Annotated in this window: 12 protein-coding genes; 3 read left to right on the top strand and 9 right to left on the bottom strand. The window is 66.4% G+C overall.

Going from position 1 to position 15,967, the window contains the following annotated elements; translation table 11 throughout:
• The first annotated feature begins 18 nt into the window (after positions 1-18).
• From siaC to TSH64_RS31115, 3 genes are read left to right on the top strand one after another with little or no spacing between them, the layout of a single operon-like run.
• On the top strand, positions 19-393 hold the full coding sequence (siaC, locus tag TSH64_RS31125) for a biofilm regulation phosphoprotein SiaC (RefSeq protein WP_109450990.1): 375 nt from the start codon (positions 19-21) through the stop codon (positions 391-393).
• 20 nt (positions 394-413) lie between these two features.
• Positions 414-1,364: a HAMP domain-containing sensor histidine kinase gene (locus TSH64_RS31120; RefSeq protein WP_109450989.1), complete on the top strand. Its 951-nt coding sequence runs from the start codon at positions 414-416 to the stop codon at positions 1,362-1,364.
• Positions 1,361-2,149: a GGDEF domain-containing protein gene (locus tag TSH64_RS31115; protein ID WP_109450988.1), complete on the top strand. Its 789-nt coding sequence runs from the start codon at positions 1,361-1,363 to the stop codon at positions 2,147-2,149. The genes TSH64_RS31120 and TSH64_RS31115 overlap by 4 nt, the downstream gene beginning before the upstream one ends.
• Here the strand turns inward: TSH64_RS31115 and TSH64_RS31110 are convergent.
• From TSH64_RS31110 to TSH64_RS31065, 9 genes are all read right to left on the bottom strand, one after another.
• A complete protein-coding gene (locus TSH64_RS31110; RefSeq protein ID WP_109450986.1) occupies positions 2,146-4,038 on the bottom strand; it encodes an AI-2E family transporter in 1,893 nt (630 codons plus the stop codon). The genes TSH64_RS31115 and TSH64_RS31110 overlap by 4 nt on opposite strands.
• A gap of 114 nt (positions 4,039-4,152) precedes the next feature.
• Positions 4,153-5,196: an agmatine deiminase family protein gene (locus TSH64_RS31105; RefSeq protein WP_109450985.1), complete on the bottom strand. Its 1,044-nt coding sequence runs from the start codon at positions 5,194-5,196 to the stop codon at positions 4,153-4,155.
• 544 nt (positions 5,197-5,740) lie between these two features.
• The gene (locus tag TSH64_RS31095; RefSeq protein WP_109450982.1) at positions 5,741-6,574 is read right to left on the bottom strand and encodes an ABC transporter permease subunit; all 834 of its coding nucleotides are present in this window, start codon (positions 6,572-6,574) and stop codon (positions 5,741-5,743) included.
• Positions 6,571-7,515 (bottom strand): ABC transporter permease subunit, encoded by a 945-nt coding sequence (locus TSH64_RS31090; RefSeq protein ID WP_109450980.1) that lies wholly within the window; start codon positions 7,513-7,515, stop codon positions 6,571-6,573. Before TSH64_RS31090 ends, TSH64_RS31095 begins: the two co-directional genes overlap by 4 nt.
• Positions 7,512-8,663, bottom strand: coding sequence for a polyamine ABC transporter ATP-binding protein (gene potA / locus TSH64_RS31085; protein WP_109450979.1), 1,152 nt, complete (start codon positions 8,661-8,663; stop codon positions 7,512-7,514). Before potA ends, TSH64_RS31090 begins: the two co-directional genes overlap by 4 nt.
• A gap of 102 nt (positions 8,664-8,765) precedes the next feature.
• Positions 8,766-9,863, bottom strand: a complete 1,098-nt coding sequence (locus tag TSH64_RS31080) for an extracellular solute-binding protein (protein ID WP_109450977.1) — start codon at positions 9,861-9,863, stop codon at positions 8,766-8,768.
• Positions 9,864-10,571: 708 nt separating this feature from the next.
• A complete protein-coding gene (locus TSH64_RS31075) occupies positions 10,572-10,946 on the bottom strand; it encodes an EamA family transporter (RefSeq protein WP_109450976.1) in 375 nt (124 codons plus the stop codon).
• 41 nt (positions 10,947-10,987) lie between these two features.
• The gene (locus TSH64_RS31070; RefSeq protein WP_109450974.1) at positions 10,988-13,876 is read right to left on the bottom strand and encodes a UbiA family prenyltransferase; all 2,889 of its coding nucleotides are present in this window, start codon (positions 13,874-13,876) and stop codon (positions 10,988-10,990) included.
• A 644-nt stretch (positions 13,877-14,520) separates the two neighbouring features.
• Complete coding sequence (locus TSH64_RS31065; RefSeq protein ID WP_109047704.1) at positions 14,521-15,864, bottom strand: glutamine synthetase family protein; 1,344 nt, start codon at positions 15,862-15,864, stop codon at positions 14,521-14,523.
• Between the last annotated feature and the right edge of the window lie 103 nt (positions 15,865-15,967).

The following is a 15,967-nucleotide window of genomic DNA, read 5'->3' as shown; positions in this document are numbered from 1 at the left end:
AATCACGGAATACACATAATGGACAGTTTGCGGATCGAGGCAACCTCCTGCTCTCCCCTGATCGATTTCGATCCGGCGGCCGGACTGCTGCGCATCGAAGGCGAATCCTATCCGGAGAACTCCTTCGATTTCTACGCGCCGGTGTTCAACTGGCTGGAGGATTATCTGAAGACCCCCGCGCCGGCAGTGGTGCTGGACATCGGGCTGAGCTACCTCAACACCAGCAGCATCAAGTGCATGATCGACGTGCTGGAAATGCTGGACGGCGCCCACCAGCAGGGCCAGACGGTGTCGGTGCGCTGGCATTACGACAGCGACAACGACCGCGCCCTCGACATGGCGGAGGAGTTTGCCGAGGACGTGTCTCTGCCGTTTGAAATTCTGGCCCATTGACGGCGCGCTGAGTACCCGAAATGCCGATGCGCTCACAGGAACAGGAGCTTCGTCAATGGGTGGCACGGTTGGCCGAGGATCCGGCCAATGCCGGCAACCCGCTGCTGGCGGAATTCCAGACGCTGGCGGAACGGCATGGCAAGCTTTTGCGCCAGTTTCACAAGATCGCCAAGATCAGTGACCGTCTCCAGACCGAGACCAAGGAGATAACGCGCCAGCAGCGGCAGTTCGTGCTGATGGTCAGCCACGAATTCCGCACGCCGTTGGCGATCATCGACAGCGCCTCGCAGATGCTGGAGTTGGAGCCGAAGCTGCCGGTTTCGGCGATGCCGCGGGTCGGCAAGATCCGCAACGCGGTCCAGCGGATGCTGCACCTGATCGAACGCTGCCTGACCAACGAACGGCTTGGCGCCGCGAAGGCGCGGCCGGTGGCCTTCGACCTTGCGGCGATGCTGACCACGCTGGCGGGCGAGATGGCAGGGACCGCCACCGGCCACCGGTTCGAGTTGCACGGCCTGGACCTTCCGGTGCCGATTCCCGGCGACCGCGACCTTTTGGCGGTCGTGTTCTCCAACCTGATGGAAAACGCTGTCAAATACTCGCCGAACGGGGGGACGATCCGCCTCGACCTCTCGGTCGGCGACGGTGCCGCCGGCAGCCCGTGCGGAGGCGGCGCGGGCAGTCAGGTGACGGTGCGGATTTCGGACGAGGGGATCGGTGTCAACGCAGCCGACGCGGCGCGGCTGTTCGACAAGTATTTCCGTGCCTCCAACGCGGCGGGGACGACCGGGGCCGGACTTGGCCTCCACCTCGCCCGCTGCATCGTCGATACCCATGGCGGCGGGATCTCGGTGGCGAGCGAGCCGGGCCAGGGCTCGACCTTCACCGTCCGGCTGCCGGTGGCGCGGACAGCGACGTCCACGGCGGCAACGGCTTCGGCGGCGGTTCCGGTACCGGAGACGTCGCAATGACAGGGGCTGCCGACTCCGAGGTCGACAATTCCGACGGCACGACGGTAACGGGCTTGCCCAGGCGCTGGGCCTTGCGGCGGGGAACGATGGGCATGATGCTGCAGGAACAGAGGCTTCAGGATTGGGTCGACCGTCTTGCGGCGAACGAGGATTATGCCGGCCATCCGCTGATGCAGGAGTTCCGCGCGCTCGCCAACGACCACATGAAGCTGATGCGGCAGCTGACCAAGATCGCCAAGATCAGCGACCGCATGCAGACCGACACCCGCCAGATGGCGCGCACGCTGCACGCCGCATCGCAGACCGACCCGCTGACCGATCTGCCGAACCGCCGCCAGATGACGGAGCGGCTGGAGGCGGAGCTGTGCCGCGTCGGCCGCAACGGCAGCGGCTTCGCCCTGATCATGCTGGACATCGACCATTTCAAGGACGTGAACGACGCCTTCGGCCATGCCGCCGGCGACCATGTGCTGGTGGAGACCGCCGGCCTGCTGCGCCGGAACCTCCGCCTGCACGACCTGTGCGCCCGTTGGGGCGGAGAGGAATTCCTGATCCTGTTGCCCGGCAGCGATCAGATCCAGGCCGAAACGGTCGCGGAAAAACTACGCCAACTCATCGCCCACCATCCGTTCGCCCACCAGGACAGCAGCATCACGGTGACGCTGAGCCTGGGCGTTGCGTCCTATCGCCAGGGGCAGACCGCCGACACCTGCATCCAGGCGGCCGACGACGCGCTCTACATCGCCAAGCGCGCCGGACGCAACCGCTGGGCGGCAGCAGCCTAGGTCGGGGAAGGTGCTGCTTCGGCAACCGTGTCCGGCACCGGCACGACACCGATGTTCAGCTCCTCCAGCTGCGCCAGAGCCCCGGCCATGCCAGTGGCGACCAGAGTGGCGTCGGTCTCGGCGCTGGCCCGCTCCGGCACCTCGGATTCCGGATGGGCGCTCCACAGGCAGAGCAGGATCGGCACGCGCGGGCCGAAATGCATCCGCAGGCGGCGCATCATCCGCCGGCAATGGCCCAGCGCCGACGGGTTGAGCGAGGACAGCACCACCGCATCCACGCCCGTGGTGCCAAGGCTGGCGATGGAGCGGGTCGATGCCTTCTCGCAGGGCACGACATCGGCATGGATGCCGCGTCCCGCCAGCAGATAGGCGAGAAGCCCGGCCGCCGCCTCGTCCAGATTGTTGCGGGCCCCGACGCAGAGCACGCGCGGCGCATTCTCGGCAGGCGCGGTTGCATCCGACAACTCGTCCAGCAGCCCCGCCATGCCCTCGGCCACCGCCTGCCGCCCATCCGGGTTGAGGGAGCCGCGCTGGCGCTCCTGTTCGGCCAGCGACAGGGCGGGCAGCAGCAGTCCGTCGGCCAGTTCCAGCGGAGTGGACTTGCCGAGCCGCTCCTCGGCGAGTTCCGTCGCTTCCGCGGGATCGCGGGCCAGCAGGCGCTGGTAGATCTTCGCCTCGTCGGGCAGGACCGGGCGGTCGCCCAGCATCACCTCCAGGAAATGCAGCTGCGGCACATGGCGGCCGAGCACCACGAGGCAGACGGTCAGCGGCGTCGCCAGCAAGAGCCCGACCGGGCCCCACAGCGTCGTCCACACCACCGCCGCCACGATGATCGCGAGCGAGGACAGGCCGGTCGCCGTTCCGTAGAGCCAGGGCTCGACCACATTGTTGGAGAACAGCTCGACCGCCACGAACAGGGCGATGCACAGCAGCGGCAGGGTCCAGCCGGTGTCGACCGCGAAGGACAGCAGGATGGGAAAGGCCGAGGCGATCACCGGCCCGAGGAAGGGGATGAAGCGCAGCACCGTCGCCAGCAGCCCCCACAGCAGCGGGTTCGGCACGCCGAGCAGCCAGAGCCCGACGCCGATGGGCAGCCCGTAGGTCACGTTCACCACCACCTGCATCAGCAGATAGCGGCTGACCCGCTCACCGGCGTCGTTCATCGCCTCCGTCGTCCGGCTGAGGTCGCCGGAACCCACCAGCCGGATCATCCGGTCGCGCAGATCCTCCCGCTGCAACAGCATGAAGATGGTGAAGACCAGCACCATGCCGGCGGTGGCGATCGGCGTCATCGCCGGGCCAAGCACCCGGCTGACGAGGTCGAAGACGCCGGTGTCGGACTGGTCGATGCGCACCGGGACCGGCTCGCGGTGCACAGGCGCGCCGGCCTGCGGCGCCGGACCGGCGCCGGGCAGCTGGTTGGCCGCGGCACCGGCGGTGGCGCGCTCGATCTCCTGTTGCAGGTCGCGGAAGGCATCCGTCGCCTGCTTCAGCGCGCCGCGGTCGCCGGCCGAGGCGGTGGCGCTGCGCAGCGACTCGATCTTGGTGTGGATGTTGCGCTGGTAGGTCGGCAGATTGTCGGCCAGATCGCCCAGCTGGCTGCCCACCACCGCACCGAAGCCGATGATGCCGAGGAAGAGCAGCGCCACCACGGCCAGCACCGACGGAACGCGGCCCAGACGCCAGCGCTCCAGCCGGGTGACGATGGGCGTCAGCACGAAGCTGAGCAGCACCGCCAGCGCGATGGGCATCAGGATATCCGCCGCCAGATACAGCGTCACCACGATCAGCGTGATGATCAGCAGGATCGTCTGGGTGGAGACGGGTGGAGCGGCCTTCGTCACCGCGATGGGGCGTGCCTGCAGCCGGCGGGCGGTGTCCTCGGCCATGATCGTCGGGCTTTCCGGAAGGGAGAATGCCCGACATGAACACCGGCCGCGCCGCCACGTTCCCTCGCCTGCCCCGTCACGGCGGCGAGGGTCGCCAAACCATGATCGGGCCCGTCAGGGAAGCGGCTGCTGCTGGGTGATGCAATGGATGCCGCCGCCGCCGCGGACGATGTCGAGCGCTGCGATCTGCACCACCTCGCGGTCGGGGAAGGCCTTGCGGACGACGCGGAAGGCCTCGTCGTCGGCCGGATCCTCGAAGGCCGGCATGACGATGCCGCCGTTGGCGATGTAGAGGTTGGTGTAGGACAGGGTCAGGCGCACGCCGTTCACGTCGCGGCGGGCCGGCTGCTGGATGGTGATGACCTCCAGTTCGCGGCCCTTCGCATCGCGGGCACGCTTCAGCCGGTCGAGATTGTCCTGGAAGATCTTGAAATTGGGGTCGCCGGGATCGTCGGTGGTGATCGCCATCACCACGCCCGGACGCACGAACAGCGCGATCTCGTCGATGTGCCCGTCGGTCTCGTCGTCCTGATAGCCCTGCCCCAGCCAGATCACCGTCTCGACGCCGAGATGGTCCTTCAGGTTTTGCTCGATCTCTTCCCGCGACAGGCCGGGATTGCGGTTGGGATTCAACAGGCACTGTTCGGTGGTGATCAGCGTCCCCTCCCCGTCGACATGGAAGGAGCCGCCCTCCATCACCAGCGGGGCGGACATGCAGGGGAGCTTGAGATGGTCGAGGATCAGGCGGCCGACCTGCTGGTCCTTGTCGCTGCCTTCGTAATTGCCGCCCCAGGCGTTGAATCCCCAATGGACGCCGGCCAGCCCACCCTTGCCGTCGACGACGAAGCTGGGGCCGGTGTCGCGGATCCAGGAATCGCTGATCGGCAGCGGCAGGATCTGGATGCCGGGACCGCAGGCGAGCGAGGCTTCCGCCACGTCCGCCGGGTCGCACACCATCGTCACCGGCTCGAAGCGGGAGATGGCCTGCGCGACCTCGGCATAGGCGTCGCACGCGGCGTCGAAAGCGCCCTCCGGCCAGGTTTCCGGCCGGCACGGCCACGCCATCCAGCATCCGCTGTGGCTGGCCCATTCGCCGGGCATGCGGAAGCCTTGACCCGTCCATTCACCCGTCGGCATCGGGGCGTTCGGTGTCGTCATGCGTCGATCCCTCTACCCTTTTTCAAAGTCCTCTGCCCGTCGCAGCCGCGACACCGAAACAACGGTCGGACCGAGACAACGGTCAGCGCGCCGCAAGAGACCGGGACATTTTTCATACCCCTCCACCCTAACCACGGGAGCGCGCCTTTGGCAATCGCGTCCGCCGCAGCGCGTGCTTGGCGTTATGGCAGAGGGGCGTCGTGCAGAGTGGCCTTGCGGCGACGGGATTTTAAAAAAGACGCGGATGGACGTCGCGTCGTCATGCCGGGAGAGGAGTCCGGCATGAGGCCCGGCTAGAGGCCGGACGGCGGGCGCAGGGCGCGGCGGGCGGTGACCGAACGGGTGGTCGCATAGGCAGTGGAAACGGGACTGAAAAATCCGAGTCTCAACAAGGGGAACCACAGGAGCGCGCGCATGGCACGACCTCTTTCGCTGTTGACGATGACATCAACATAGCAAAGGAAACGGGCAATTGCCATCCGCGGCGGCAGAGGTCTGCTGCGCGCGGATGGCTAGGTCTGCGGAACGCTTCCAAAAAAGCCGTTCAGCCGTTCTGGATCGCCATCTGTTCGTCGCGTTTGCGCTGCCGTTCCTGGCGGGCCATGACGATGCTGGCGACGAAGATGCCGGCCGCCACCACCAGAACCATCAGCGTCGCCAGCGCGTTGATCTGCGGGCTGATGCCGAACTTGACGCTGGAGAAGATCACCATCGGCAGCGTCGTCGAACCGGGGCCGGAGACGAAGCTCGCCACCACCACGTCGTCCAGCGACAGGGTGAAGGCCAGGAGCCAGCCGGCGACCAGCGCCGGGGCGATCAGCGGCAGGGTGATGACGAAGAACACCTTGGCCGGACGGGCGCCCAGATCCATCGCCGCCTCCTCCAGGCTGCCGTCCATGCCGGCCAGCCGCGACTGGATGACCACGGCGACGTAGGACATGGTGAAGGTGGTGTGGGCGATGGTGATGGTGGTAACGCCGCGCCCGTCGGGCCAGCCCAGCCATTGCTCCATCGCCACGAACAGCAGCAGCAGCGACAGGCCGGTGATGACCTCGGGCATGACCAGCGGGGCGGTGATCATGCCGCCGAACAGGGTGCGGCCGCGGAACCGCCCAAAGCGGGTCAGCGCCAGCCCGGCACAGGTGCCCAGCAGCACCGACAGCGTCGCCGACACCGCCGCCACCTGGAAGGACAGGAAGGCCGCATCCAGCAGGGCGTCGTTGTGGAGCAGTTCGCCATACCATTTGGTCGAAAAGCCGCTCCACACCGTCACCAGCCGCGACTCGTTGAAGCTGAAGACGATCAGCAGCGCGATGGGCACATAGAGGAAGGCGTAGCCGAACAGCAGCGCCCAGGACAGGAATCCGAACCGTTTCATCGCCCGGCCTCCGCCTGTTTACCCTGCACATGCTGGAAGATCATGATCGGCACCACCAGGACCAGAAGCAGCGCGATGGCCACCGCCGACGCGACCGGCCAGTCGCGGTTGGCGAAGAACTCGTTCCACAGCACGCGGCCGATCATCAGCGTGTCCGGGCCGCCCAGCAGTTCCGGCGTCACGAACTCGCCCACTGCCGGGATGAACACCAGCAGCGAGCCGGCGATGATCCCCGGCAGCGACAGCGGCAGCGTGATCGACAGGAAGGATTTGAACGGACGGGAGCCGAGGTCGGCCGCCGCCTCCAGCAGGCTGGGATCCATCTTCTCCAGGGTCGAATAGAGCGGCAGGACCATGAAGGGCAGATAGCAGTAGGTCATGCCGATATAGACCGCCCAGTCGGAATAAAGGATCTCGACCGGCCCGCTGGTGATGCCCGCCCATTCCAGCAGATTGCTGATGACGCCGTTGCCCTTGAGGATGCCGATCCAGGCATAGATTCGGATCAGGAAGCTGGTCCAGAAGGGCAAGATCACCAGCATCATCAGCGGTCCGCGCCGGGCCGGATCGGCCTTGGCGATGGCATAGGCCATGGGATAGCCGATGGCGAGGCACATCAACGTGGTGACCGCCGCGATCCTGAGCGAATTCAGATAGGCGAGGATGTAGAGGTCGTCCCCGCCCAGCCGGAAATAATTGCTGATGTTCAGCAGGATCTGCAGCTTGGAGGTGCCGGCATCCTCGTCGGTCAGCCACTCCACCAGCGACGAATAGGGCGGCTGGGCGATGATCGATTCGGAGAAGCTGATGCCGAAGACGATCAGGAAGGGCACCATGAAGAACAGCAGCAGCCACAGATAGGGGATGGCGACGACCACGCCGCGGCCCCACAGCCCGATCCGGCTGAGCCCGGAAACGAGGACGGAGACGACCGTCCTCATTGGGTCAGCACCACGCCGGCGAAGGGGCGCCAGGTCAGGGTCACCTCGTCCTCCCAGGTGATCGGCATTTCGGTGCGGCGGGTGATGTTGGGGGCGGTGACGCGCACCGTCTTGCCGGTCGGCAACTGCACGAGATAGATCGACACGTCGCCGAGATAGGCGATCTCGCGGACGATGCCCGTCGTCCGGTTGCGGCCGTCACCATCCGGCAGCGGCTCCTTCGACAGGGCGATCTTTTCCGGCCGGATGGCGACGGAGACGGGCGAGCCGGCCGGCGCCGGGGTGGCGTGGGCGATCAGCAGCTCGCAGCCGGCCTCCTCCGACGCGACGAGGACCTGGTCCCCTTCGGTCGAGACGACGCGGCCGTCGAACATGTTGATCGAGCCGATGAACTCGGCAACGAAGCGGTTGTGCGGGTATTCGTAGATCTCGGTCGGCGTGCCGACCTGGGCGATCACGCCATGGTTCATCACCGCGATGCGCGAGGACATGGTCATCGCCTCTTCCTGGTCGTGGGTCACGACGATGAAGGTGACGCCCAGCTTTTCCTGGATGTTGACCAGCTCGAACTGCGTGCGCTCGCGCAGCTTCTTGTCGAGCGCGCCCAGCGGCTCGTCCAGCAGCAGAAGCTTCGGCCGCTTGACCAGCGAGCGGGCGAGCGCCACGCGCTGGCGCTGGCCGCCGGACAGCTGGTGCGGGCGGCGCTTGCCGAAGGCCGACAGCTGGACCATCCCCAGCATTTCCGTCACGCGGTCGCGGATCTCCGCCTTCGCCACCCCGTCCTGTTTCAGGCCGAAGGCGACGTTCTGCTCCACCGTCATGTGCGGGAACAGGGCGTAGGACTGGAACATCATGTTGACCGGCCGCTCATAGGGCGGGATGCCGGCCATATCGACGCCGTCGATGTAGATCTTGCCCTCGGTCGGCTGCTCGAACCCCGCCAGCATGCGCAGCAGCGTCGTCTTGCCGGAGCCGGAGCCGCCGAGCAGGGCGAAGAACTCGTTGCGGTAGATCGACAGGCTGACTTCGTCCACGGCGACGAAATCGCCGAAGGTCTTCGTCACCTTCTCGATGCGGACATAGGGGGTCTGGCCCGCGTCCTGCCACGGTTCCAGGCGGGTGGGCTTGCGAATCGGCTGACCGGCCATCCGGTTTCCTCTTTCATGACAACGCCCCGGCCGCTCCCCATCGCTGGGGATCGGCCGGGGCGGGCCAGCACCATGGAGCGGCGCTTCTCAGGGGGGCCCGGCTTACTTGCCGGTCTTGACCTTGGTCCACACGCGGGTGCGGGCGCGGTCGGTGGCCTGCTTGATCTGCTTCAGCGAGAACAGCTTCAGCTTGCTGTCGGCCGGCAGGAAGATGCCGGGGTTCGACTTGATGTCGTCGGCGACCGTCGCCAGCGAGGCCGGCACCGCGTTGGCGTAGCTGACCTTGTTGGAGATGTTGGCCATGTTGACCGGGTCGAGCACGAAGTTGATGTACTCGTAGGCGCCGTCCTTGTTCGGCGCGTCGGCCGGAACCGCCAGCGTGTCCCACCAGACCTGCACGCCTTCCTTCGGCGTGATGTATTCGACCTTGGCGCTCTTCGCCTCGGCGGCGCGGGCGGCACCCTGGATGGCGTCGCCGTTGTAGGCCATCACGACGCAGGCATCGCCGCCGGCGAGGATGTTGATGTTCTCACCGGTGACGAAGCGCTTGATGTAGGGGCGCACCGCCATCAGCGTCTTCTCGACCTTGTCCAGATCCTCCTTCTTCTCGGAGTTCGGGTCGAGGCCGAGATAGTTCAGCACCGACGGGATGACGTCGATGGCCGAATCCATCACGGTGATGCCGCAGGCCGCGACCTTCTTCGCCACCTCCGGCTTGAAGATCAGGTCCCAGCTGTCGAGCGCCACGTCGGGGGCGACGGCCTTGATCTTCTCCGGGATGATGGCGATGCCGACGGTGCCGCCGAGATAGGGCACGGCGTACTTGTTGCCGGGATCCGAATTCTCCAGCAGCTTCAGGACCTTGGGGTCGAGGTTCTTGTAGTTGGGGATCTTCGACTTGTCGAGCGGGCCCACGACCTTGGCCTGGATCAGGCGGGACAGGGTCGGCTCCGCGGTCGGCACGATCACGTCATAGCCGGACTTGCCGACGAGCACCTTCTGCTCCAGCAGTTCCAGGCTGTCGTACAGGTCGACCTTCGTCTCAGCGCCCGTGGCCTTGGTGAAGTCGGCGAGGGTCGTTTCACCCAGATAATCGTTCCAGATGTAGATGTTGACCGGCTTCTTGGCCTGGGCCATCGCCGGGCCGGCGATGGCGATCGCCGCGACCGCGCCGATGAGGCTGAGAGCGAGTTTTTTCATGATTTGCCCCGACCTGTTCGTGTGTGTTGCGGGCACCGCCACATCCCAACGGCTGGCCCGGCTCGCGGGCGCTATTGCACCCACGCCCGGCCATGTTGTCAACGGTTTGGCTCTTGGTCGGGGGCTGGTTTCCGGGACTGGTTTGCAGGCGGCGGCCATCTCCGCGAAGCCATGCGCAATCAATCCTCTACACACCGAATGTCGCAACGGGCCGGTCGGGGCGAAGACCCGGCTCCAACGCTGCGAATCGCCGCCGGGGAAATGCCGCCGGGCGGCGGTGCAGCCGTCCGCACGGGCCTTTGGATCCAGACCTTGGGGCTGGCAAATGGCGACCGGCCGCGACCCCAGGGGTTCCGGGGAACCCGCAAGAGAGTGTCGCGGCCGGCAAAGGAAACCCTTTCCCAAGGCAACGGCCTGCCGGCCGGAACCCGGGTCGCCTGTCTTTAAAATTGCGTGCCCTGGTATTTATGCTCGCGAATATGTCGTCAGTTATACCCGTCATTCTTTTCCGGTCAATACCCGAATCGTGTCATTCCATTTTCAAATTGAAAGATACTGTGACGAAACTCGTCGCCATATCATGGTACTCATTGGCATGCAGACAGTCGTGTGCCAAAGATATTGGTGCAATGCGGAATAAGGCGCTGCGACTATTGTCACAGCGCCTTCCTGTTTTGCGGCCGGACCTCTGGTTTGGTTTACGATACCTTAACTTTGCGCCGTCAGGACCACGCCCAGAACCACCAGCAGCGTGCCGATCAGGCGGGTCAGGCTGACCGTCTCACCCAGCAGCAGCATGCCGAGCGCCAGCGTGACCAGGAAGCCCAACCCGACGAAGGGATAGGCCATGGAAACATCGACCTTCGCCAGGACCGCCAGCCACACCACCATGCCCAGCCCGTAGCAGGCCAGCCCGGTCAGGATGTGCGGCGTGGCGACCACCGACAGGGCGATCTGCCCGGCCTCCCCCCGTGCCAGCGCGGTCGACACCGCGGGGCTGGACATGCCGATCTTCAGGGAAATCTGCGCGATGGCGGACAGGGTGACGCTCAGCAGGATCAGTCCGACGACGGCGATGGGCATGGCGACTCCGGGAAAATGACGGAAGGATGGAGGGCGGCGGCTCACGCCCGGCCAAGCATCAGCGCGGCGCCGCAGACCAGCCCGATGGCGATGCTCCACTTGTCGCGCGCGGCGAACACCACCGGATCGTCGTGCATCAGCCCGCGGTGGGTTTGCAGCCACACCCGCCCGATCCAGAAGAGCAGCAGCGGACAGATGATCCACAGCGCCTGCGGCTGGTCATAGACCCGCCCGACCTCCGGACTGTTGATGTAGAGCGCCATCACCAGCACCGAGAGGAAGCCGGCCGACACACCGATGGATTGCAGCACCGGCATGTCGGCGGTCACATACCCCCTGCCCTCCGCCTGCCCCAGCCCCAGCTTCAGCATGCTGTCCATCTCGGAATAGCGCTTCACCATGGCGAGGCTGAGGAACAGGAACATCGAGAAGGCAAGCAGCCAGAAGGACGGGACGATGGCCGTCGCCGTGGCGCCGCCCAGCACCCGCAGCGAATAGAGCCCGGCCAGCAGCATCACGTCCCAGATCACCCGGTTCTTGGCGAACAGGTTGTAGAACAGCGACGAGGCGGCATAGGTCGCCAGCGCCGCCAGGAACAGCGGCGGCAGCGCCACCAGCGACAGGACGAGGCTGGCCAGCAGCAGGCCGGGGATCAAAGACAGTCCGAGGTCGAGCGGCAGGTCGCCGGCCGCGAAGGGACGGCGGCGCTTGCGCGGGTGGCGGCGGTCGGCCGGCAGGTCCAGCAGGTCGTTCAGCACATAGATGCTCGACGCGCACAGCCCGAAGGCGAGGAAGGCGGCGACGGCCTGGAGGGTCGGCCCGACCTCCCCCAGCTTCTGGCCGGCCACCAGCGGCACGAAGACCAGCAGGTTCTTCAGCCACTGGTGCAGGCGCAGCGCCTTCAGGATCAGCAGCAGGCGCGGCCGGCGCGGGGTGGCGATGGTCTCCAGCGGGCACAGCGTGGCGGCATGGCGAACCACCCCGGCCGCGGCGTCCACCGCGATGCCGCGGCGGGCGGCGCGCCAGACGGCATAATCGGCCTCGTCATTGCCCATATAGTCGAAGATGCCGGACGGCACCTGCGCCCGGATCGCCTCCAGCTTGCGCTCGCTCTTCAGGTTCAGGCCGTCGCTGCTGGACAGCACCTGATCGAACAGGCCGAGATGACGGGCGATGGCGTCGGCATAGCGGTGGTGGGCGGCGGTCGCCAGCACCAGACGCCGGCCGCGCCTGCGCTCCTCCTCCAGCCGTTGCAGGACGGCGGGGTTGTAGATCAGGCCGGCCGGGTCGATCTCCACCCGGCGGGCCAGTTCCGCCTTCAGCCGCGCCTTGCCGCCGGCCAGCCAGACCGGCACCAGCAGCGCCGCCCAGGGCTGCGCCTTGATCAGGCCGAACAGCGATTCATAGAGGAGGTCGGTCCTCAGCAGCGTGCCGTCGAGATCGACGAACAGCGGCGGCTCCTCGGCGACCGGGGGCGGGACCAGCGTCGCAGTGGCGGCACGCGGGAGGGCGACGACGGAGGGCGCAGCCTCCTCGGCCGGCGGGGCATGACCGCGCCCGACCGCTCCCTCGACGCCCCACAGGGCTGCTGCGGCGCGGTCGTGCCGGCCAGCCAGCACAGTGATCAGGCCCAGCAGCATCAGGGTGGCGAAGAACAGATAGGATTGCAGGACGTTCAGCGGGCTGTCGGCCAGCGCGTTGACCGGCCAGAACAGGACGTTGCCGGCCAGGAAATAGGCCACCGCCAGCAGCGTGACCGCCCCGGCCGGACGCCGCAGCCCGGGCTCCAGCAGGATCAGGAAGGCGAGCGCGAAGGCCGGCAGCAGGATGCCGTAATGATGCACCCAGGCGACCGGCGAACCGACGGTGAAGCAGATGCCGGCGACGACGAAGGCCAGGATCCGTTCGGCCCCGCGGTCGCGTCGCCGCCACAGCAGGCCGAAGCCGACGAAGGCGAGGCCCGAAACCTGCGTGGCGATATGGACCGCCGGGTGATAGGGGGCGAAGGCCTCCGCCGACCATTCCAGATTGTTGCCGTTGTGCAGCAGGCGGTTGACCAGCCCGTTGACGGTCTGGTTGACGTGATAGCTCTCGCCGTGCCGGCCGATGAACAGCAGCACCTCGAGGTAATCGATCATCGGCGCGAAGCCGTAGACCAGGGTCGCCAGCGCCACCCCCGGCACCACGACCGCCGCCCAGCCCGCCGCCATCCGCCAGTCGCCGCGCAGCGCCGCCCAGGCGAGGAACAGCGACATCTGCGGCTTCATCAGCGTCGAGGCGCCGAGCAGGGCTCCGCACAGCACCCGCCGGTCGCGCAGCAGGGCGATGCAGGCGAAGACGAAGGCGGCGTTCAGCCAGACCTGCACCTGCCCCAGCGAAAAGGCCTTCAGAACCGGATAGAAGCACAGCGTCGCGACGAAGCCGAAGCCGCCCAGCAGCACCTGGGTCAGCCGGTCGTCCCGCGCGCCGGGCAGGCGCAGCCGCGCCGCCATCTCCAGCACCAGGATCGCCATGCCGGCCGCGGTCGCCAGCACGAACAGCAGGTTGACCCGCTCGAACGCCACGAGGTTCAGCACCCCCAGCGCCTTCATCGCCTCCAGCGGCAGCAGCGACGTCACCGGATACTGGAACTTGATGTGCTGCTTGAAGAACACGCCGTCATAGACATTTTCGCCCGGCCGCTCATGCAGCCAGTCGAGCGCGGCGATCATCGGGTCCCAGCTGTCGACCGGGATCAGGTCGGGGTTCTCCAGCACGAACAGGTTCTGGATGTCGGTCAGGTTGCTGGCATGGCCGCCGCGGTGCAGCGCCAGCCCCAGCAGCCCGGTCGTCAGAACGATGAACAGCGACGCCAGGATGATGCTGCGCTGAACCCAGCCAACGCTTCGCAGGCCTGTTCGAAGGGACGGGATCGCAGGTTGCATGCTCATGCTTGGCCATCCATCGGTTGCCCATCACTTTTGTCGCGACACTGCCCCGGCTCCGGCTCATCCGCCCAAGCGAGGCAATCGGCCAAGGCAATCGAAGGCGTGCCGCGGCGGCAGAAACGCCATGTCCCGCGAAAGCTACGGCCCCGTGCCTTGACTATTTTCAAAGGAGATAACAAAGTGCAGTGACGCCCAGCCGGCGCCAAACCGCCGCATGGCGACCGTATCTTCCCCTGCCTCTCCTCACAGGGTCGAAAATACACTGCAGTTTTGCTTTGAAAGTCTTCGATTACGTGTGCCGGCGGCCATAAAGGGATGAACGACGACCTTGCGTTTTTAAGCGCATCCGCCAAAACCGGGCTGCACGGTGGTGGCAGAGCACCGCGCCCGGCGACCGGCCGGCGAGGGGGATCGCACCGCTCGGGGTAGGACGGGCGATGGAGGGCGCGGATGGACCCGGCTTTCGGACCGAACTTTCGGATCTCCGGGGCGGGACGGCTCACGAACGGCTGGTCAGCCGGCGCGACCCGCTACGGAGTGGACGGACATCGGCGAGCGGGACTGGCGCAGGAACAGGGAACCAAAAACGTAAAAGGGCTGCCGGCGGATGTCCCCGCCGGCAGCCCTTTCAATCGTGACGCCAAGGCTCAGACGTTCAGCAGCAGATTCTCACGCTCCCACGAGCTGATGACCCGGTTGTAGGCCTCGTACTCCGTCTGCTTCACGCAGGTGACGGCGTCGATGAAGCGTTCGCCGAGGATTTCCTTCAACGGCTTGCAGGCGTTGAACTTGGTCAGCGCCTCCGACTGGTGGCGCGGCAGCGTGAAGGCGAGGCGGTAGGCCGACCCCTTGATCGGGTCGTTCGGCTCCAGCCCCTGGGTCATGCCGACATAGCCGCAGGCGAGCGACGCGGCGATGGCGAGATAGGGGTTGGCGTCCGCGCCGGCCACCCGGTTCTCCACCCGGCGGGCGTCGGGCTGGGAGACGGGAACGCGCAGGCCGGTGGTGCGGTTGTCGCGGCCCCAATGCACGTTGATCGGCGCATCGGAGTTCGGCACCAGCCGGCGGTAACTGTTGACGTTGGGCGCCAGCAGCGGCATCACATAGGGCAGGTATTTCTGCAACCCGGCGATGTGCGCCATGAACAGGTCGCTGTCGGTGCCGTCGGGATTGCTGAACAGGTTGCGGCCGTTGACGGTATCGACCACCGACTGGTGGATGTGCATGGCGCTGCCGGGTTCGCCCTGCATCGGCTTCGCCATGAAGGTGGCGTAGATCTGGTGGCGGATCGCCGCCTCGCGCGCCGTGCGCTTGAACAGGAAGGCCTGGTCGGCCAGTTCCAGCGCGTCGCCGTGGTTGAAGTTGATCTCGATCTGGGCGGCGCCGGCCTCGTGGGTCAGCGTGTCGATGTCGATGTCCTGCTTCTCGCAGAAATCATAGACAGCCTCGAAGATCGGGTCGAATTCGTTGACCGCGTCGATGCCGAAGGCCTGCCGGCCGCTTTCCATCCGGCCGTTGCGCCCGACCGGCGGGACCAGCGGGTAATCGGGGTCCTTGTTGACCTGGACCAGGAAGAATTCCAGCTCCGGCGCCACCAGCGGCTTCCAGCCGCGCTCCTCGTACAGCGACAGCACGCGCTTCAGCACATGGCGCGGCGACACGTCGACCGGCCTGCCGTCGGCATAGACGCAGTCGGTGATGACCTGGGCCGTCGGCTCGGTGTACCAGGGGACGAAGCGGATCGTCCGTTCGTCCGGAATCATGTAGATGTCGGAATTCTCGTCCGAGGTGATGTCCTCGTCGTCGGGGAATTCACCGGTCACGGTCTGGACGAAGATCGCCTCGGGCAGGCGCAGGCCGCGGTCGCGCAGGATGCGGAGGAACTTTTCGGCGGGGACGATCTTTCCCCGCGCGATGCCCGACATGTCGGGCACAAGACATTCGACTTCGGTAATGCGGTTCTTCTTGATGAAGTCTTCCATAAAACCCATGGGTATGGCGGACCGCTCCGGACTATGGGCAGCCCCCTCCGTGCTGTGGACGACAGCGACACTATGACGCCGTTCCGGCGGAACGCGCCAGAGGGTTCCGCAT

Origin of the sequence: Azospirillum sp. TSH64 (assembly GCF_003116035.1) — a bacterium.
In the GTDB taxonomy this organism is placed as follows: domain Bacteria; phylum Pseudomonadota; class Alphaproteobacteria; order Azospirillales; family Azospirillaceae; genus Azospirillum.
The sequence above is the reverse complement of the archived record's forward strand: the minus strand, read 5'-3'. Positions and strand labels throughout refer to the sequence as shown.

Excerpts from the sequence above, each read along its gene's own strand:
- TSH64_RS31090 (WP_109450980.1), bottom strand. The coding sequence starts at position 7,515 with ATGAGGACGGTCGTCTCCGTCCTCGTTTCCGGGCTCAGCCGGATCGGG.
- TSH64_RS31120 (WP_109450989.1), top strand. The coding sequence starts at position 414 with ATGCCGATGCGCTCACAGGAACAGGAGCTTCGTCAATGGGTGGCACGG.
- TSH64_RS31065 (WP_109047704.1), bottom strand. The coding sequence starts at position 15,864 with ATGGGTTTTATGGAAGACTTCATCAAGAAGAACCGCATTACCGAAGTC.
- siaC (WP_109450990.1), top strand. The coding sequence starts at position 19 with ATGGACAGTTTGCGGATCGAGGCAACCTCCTGCTCTCCCCTGATCGAT.
- TSH64_RS31080 (WP_109450977.1), bottom strand. The coding sequence starts at position 9,863 with ATGAAAAAACTCGCTCTCAGCCTCATCGGCGCGGTCGCGGCGATCGCC.
- potA (WP_109450979.1), bottom strand. The coding sequence starts at position 8,663 with ATGGCCGGTCAGCCGATTCGCAAGCCCACCCGCCTGGAACCGTGGCAG.
- TSH64_RS31095 (WP_109450982.1), bottom strand. The coding sequence starts at position 6,574 with ATGAAACGGTTCGGATTCCTGTCCTGGGCGCTGCTGTTCGGCTACGCC.
- TSH64_RS31075 (WP_109450976.1), bottom strand. The coding sequence starts at position 10,946 with ATGCCCATCGCCGTCGTCGGACTGATCCTGCTGAGCGTCACCCTGTCC.
- TSH64_RS31070 (WP_109450974.1), bottom strand. The coding sequence starts at position 13,876 with ATGAGCATGCAACCTGCGATCCCGTCCCTTCGAACAGGCCTGCGAAGC.
- TSH64_RS31115 (WP_109450988.1), top strand. The coding sequence starts at position 1,361 with ATGACAGGGGCTGCCGACTCCGAGGTCGACAATTCCGACGGCACGACG.
- TSH64_RS31110 (WP_109450986.1), bottom strand. The coding sequence starts at position 4,038 with ATGGCCGAGGACACCGCCCGCCGGCTGCAGGCACGCCCCATCGCGGTG.
- TSH64_RS31105 (WP_109450985.1), bottom strand. The coding sequence starts at position 5,196 with ATGACGACACCGAACGCCCCGATGCCGACGGGTGAATGGACGGGTCAA.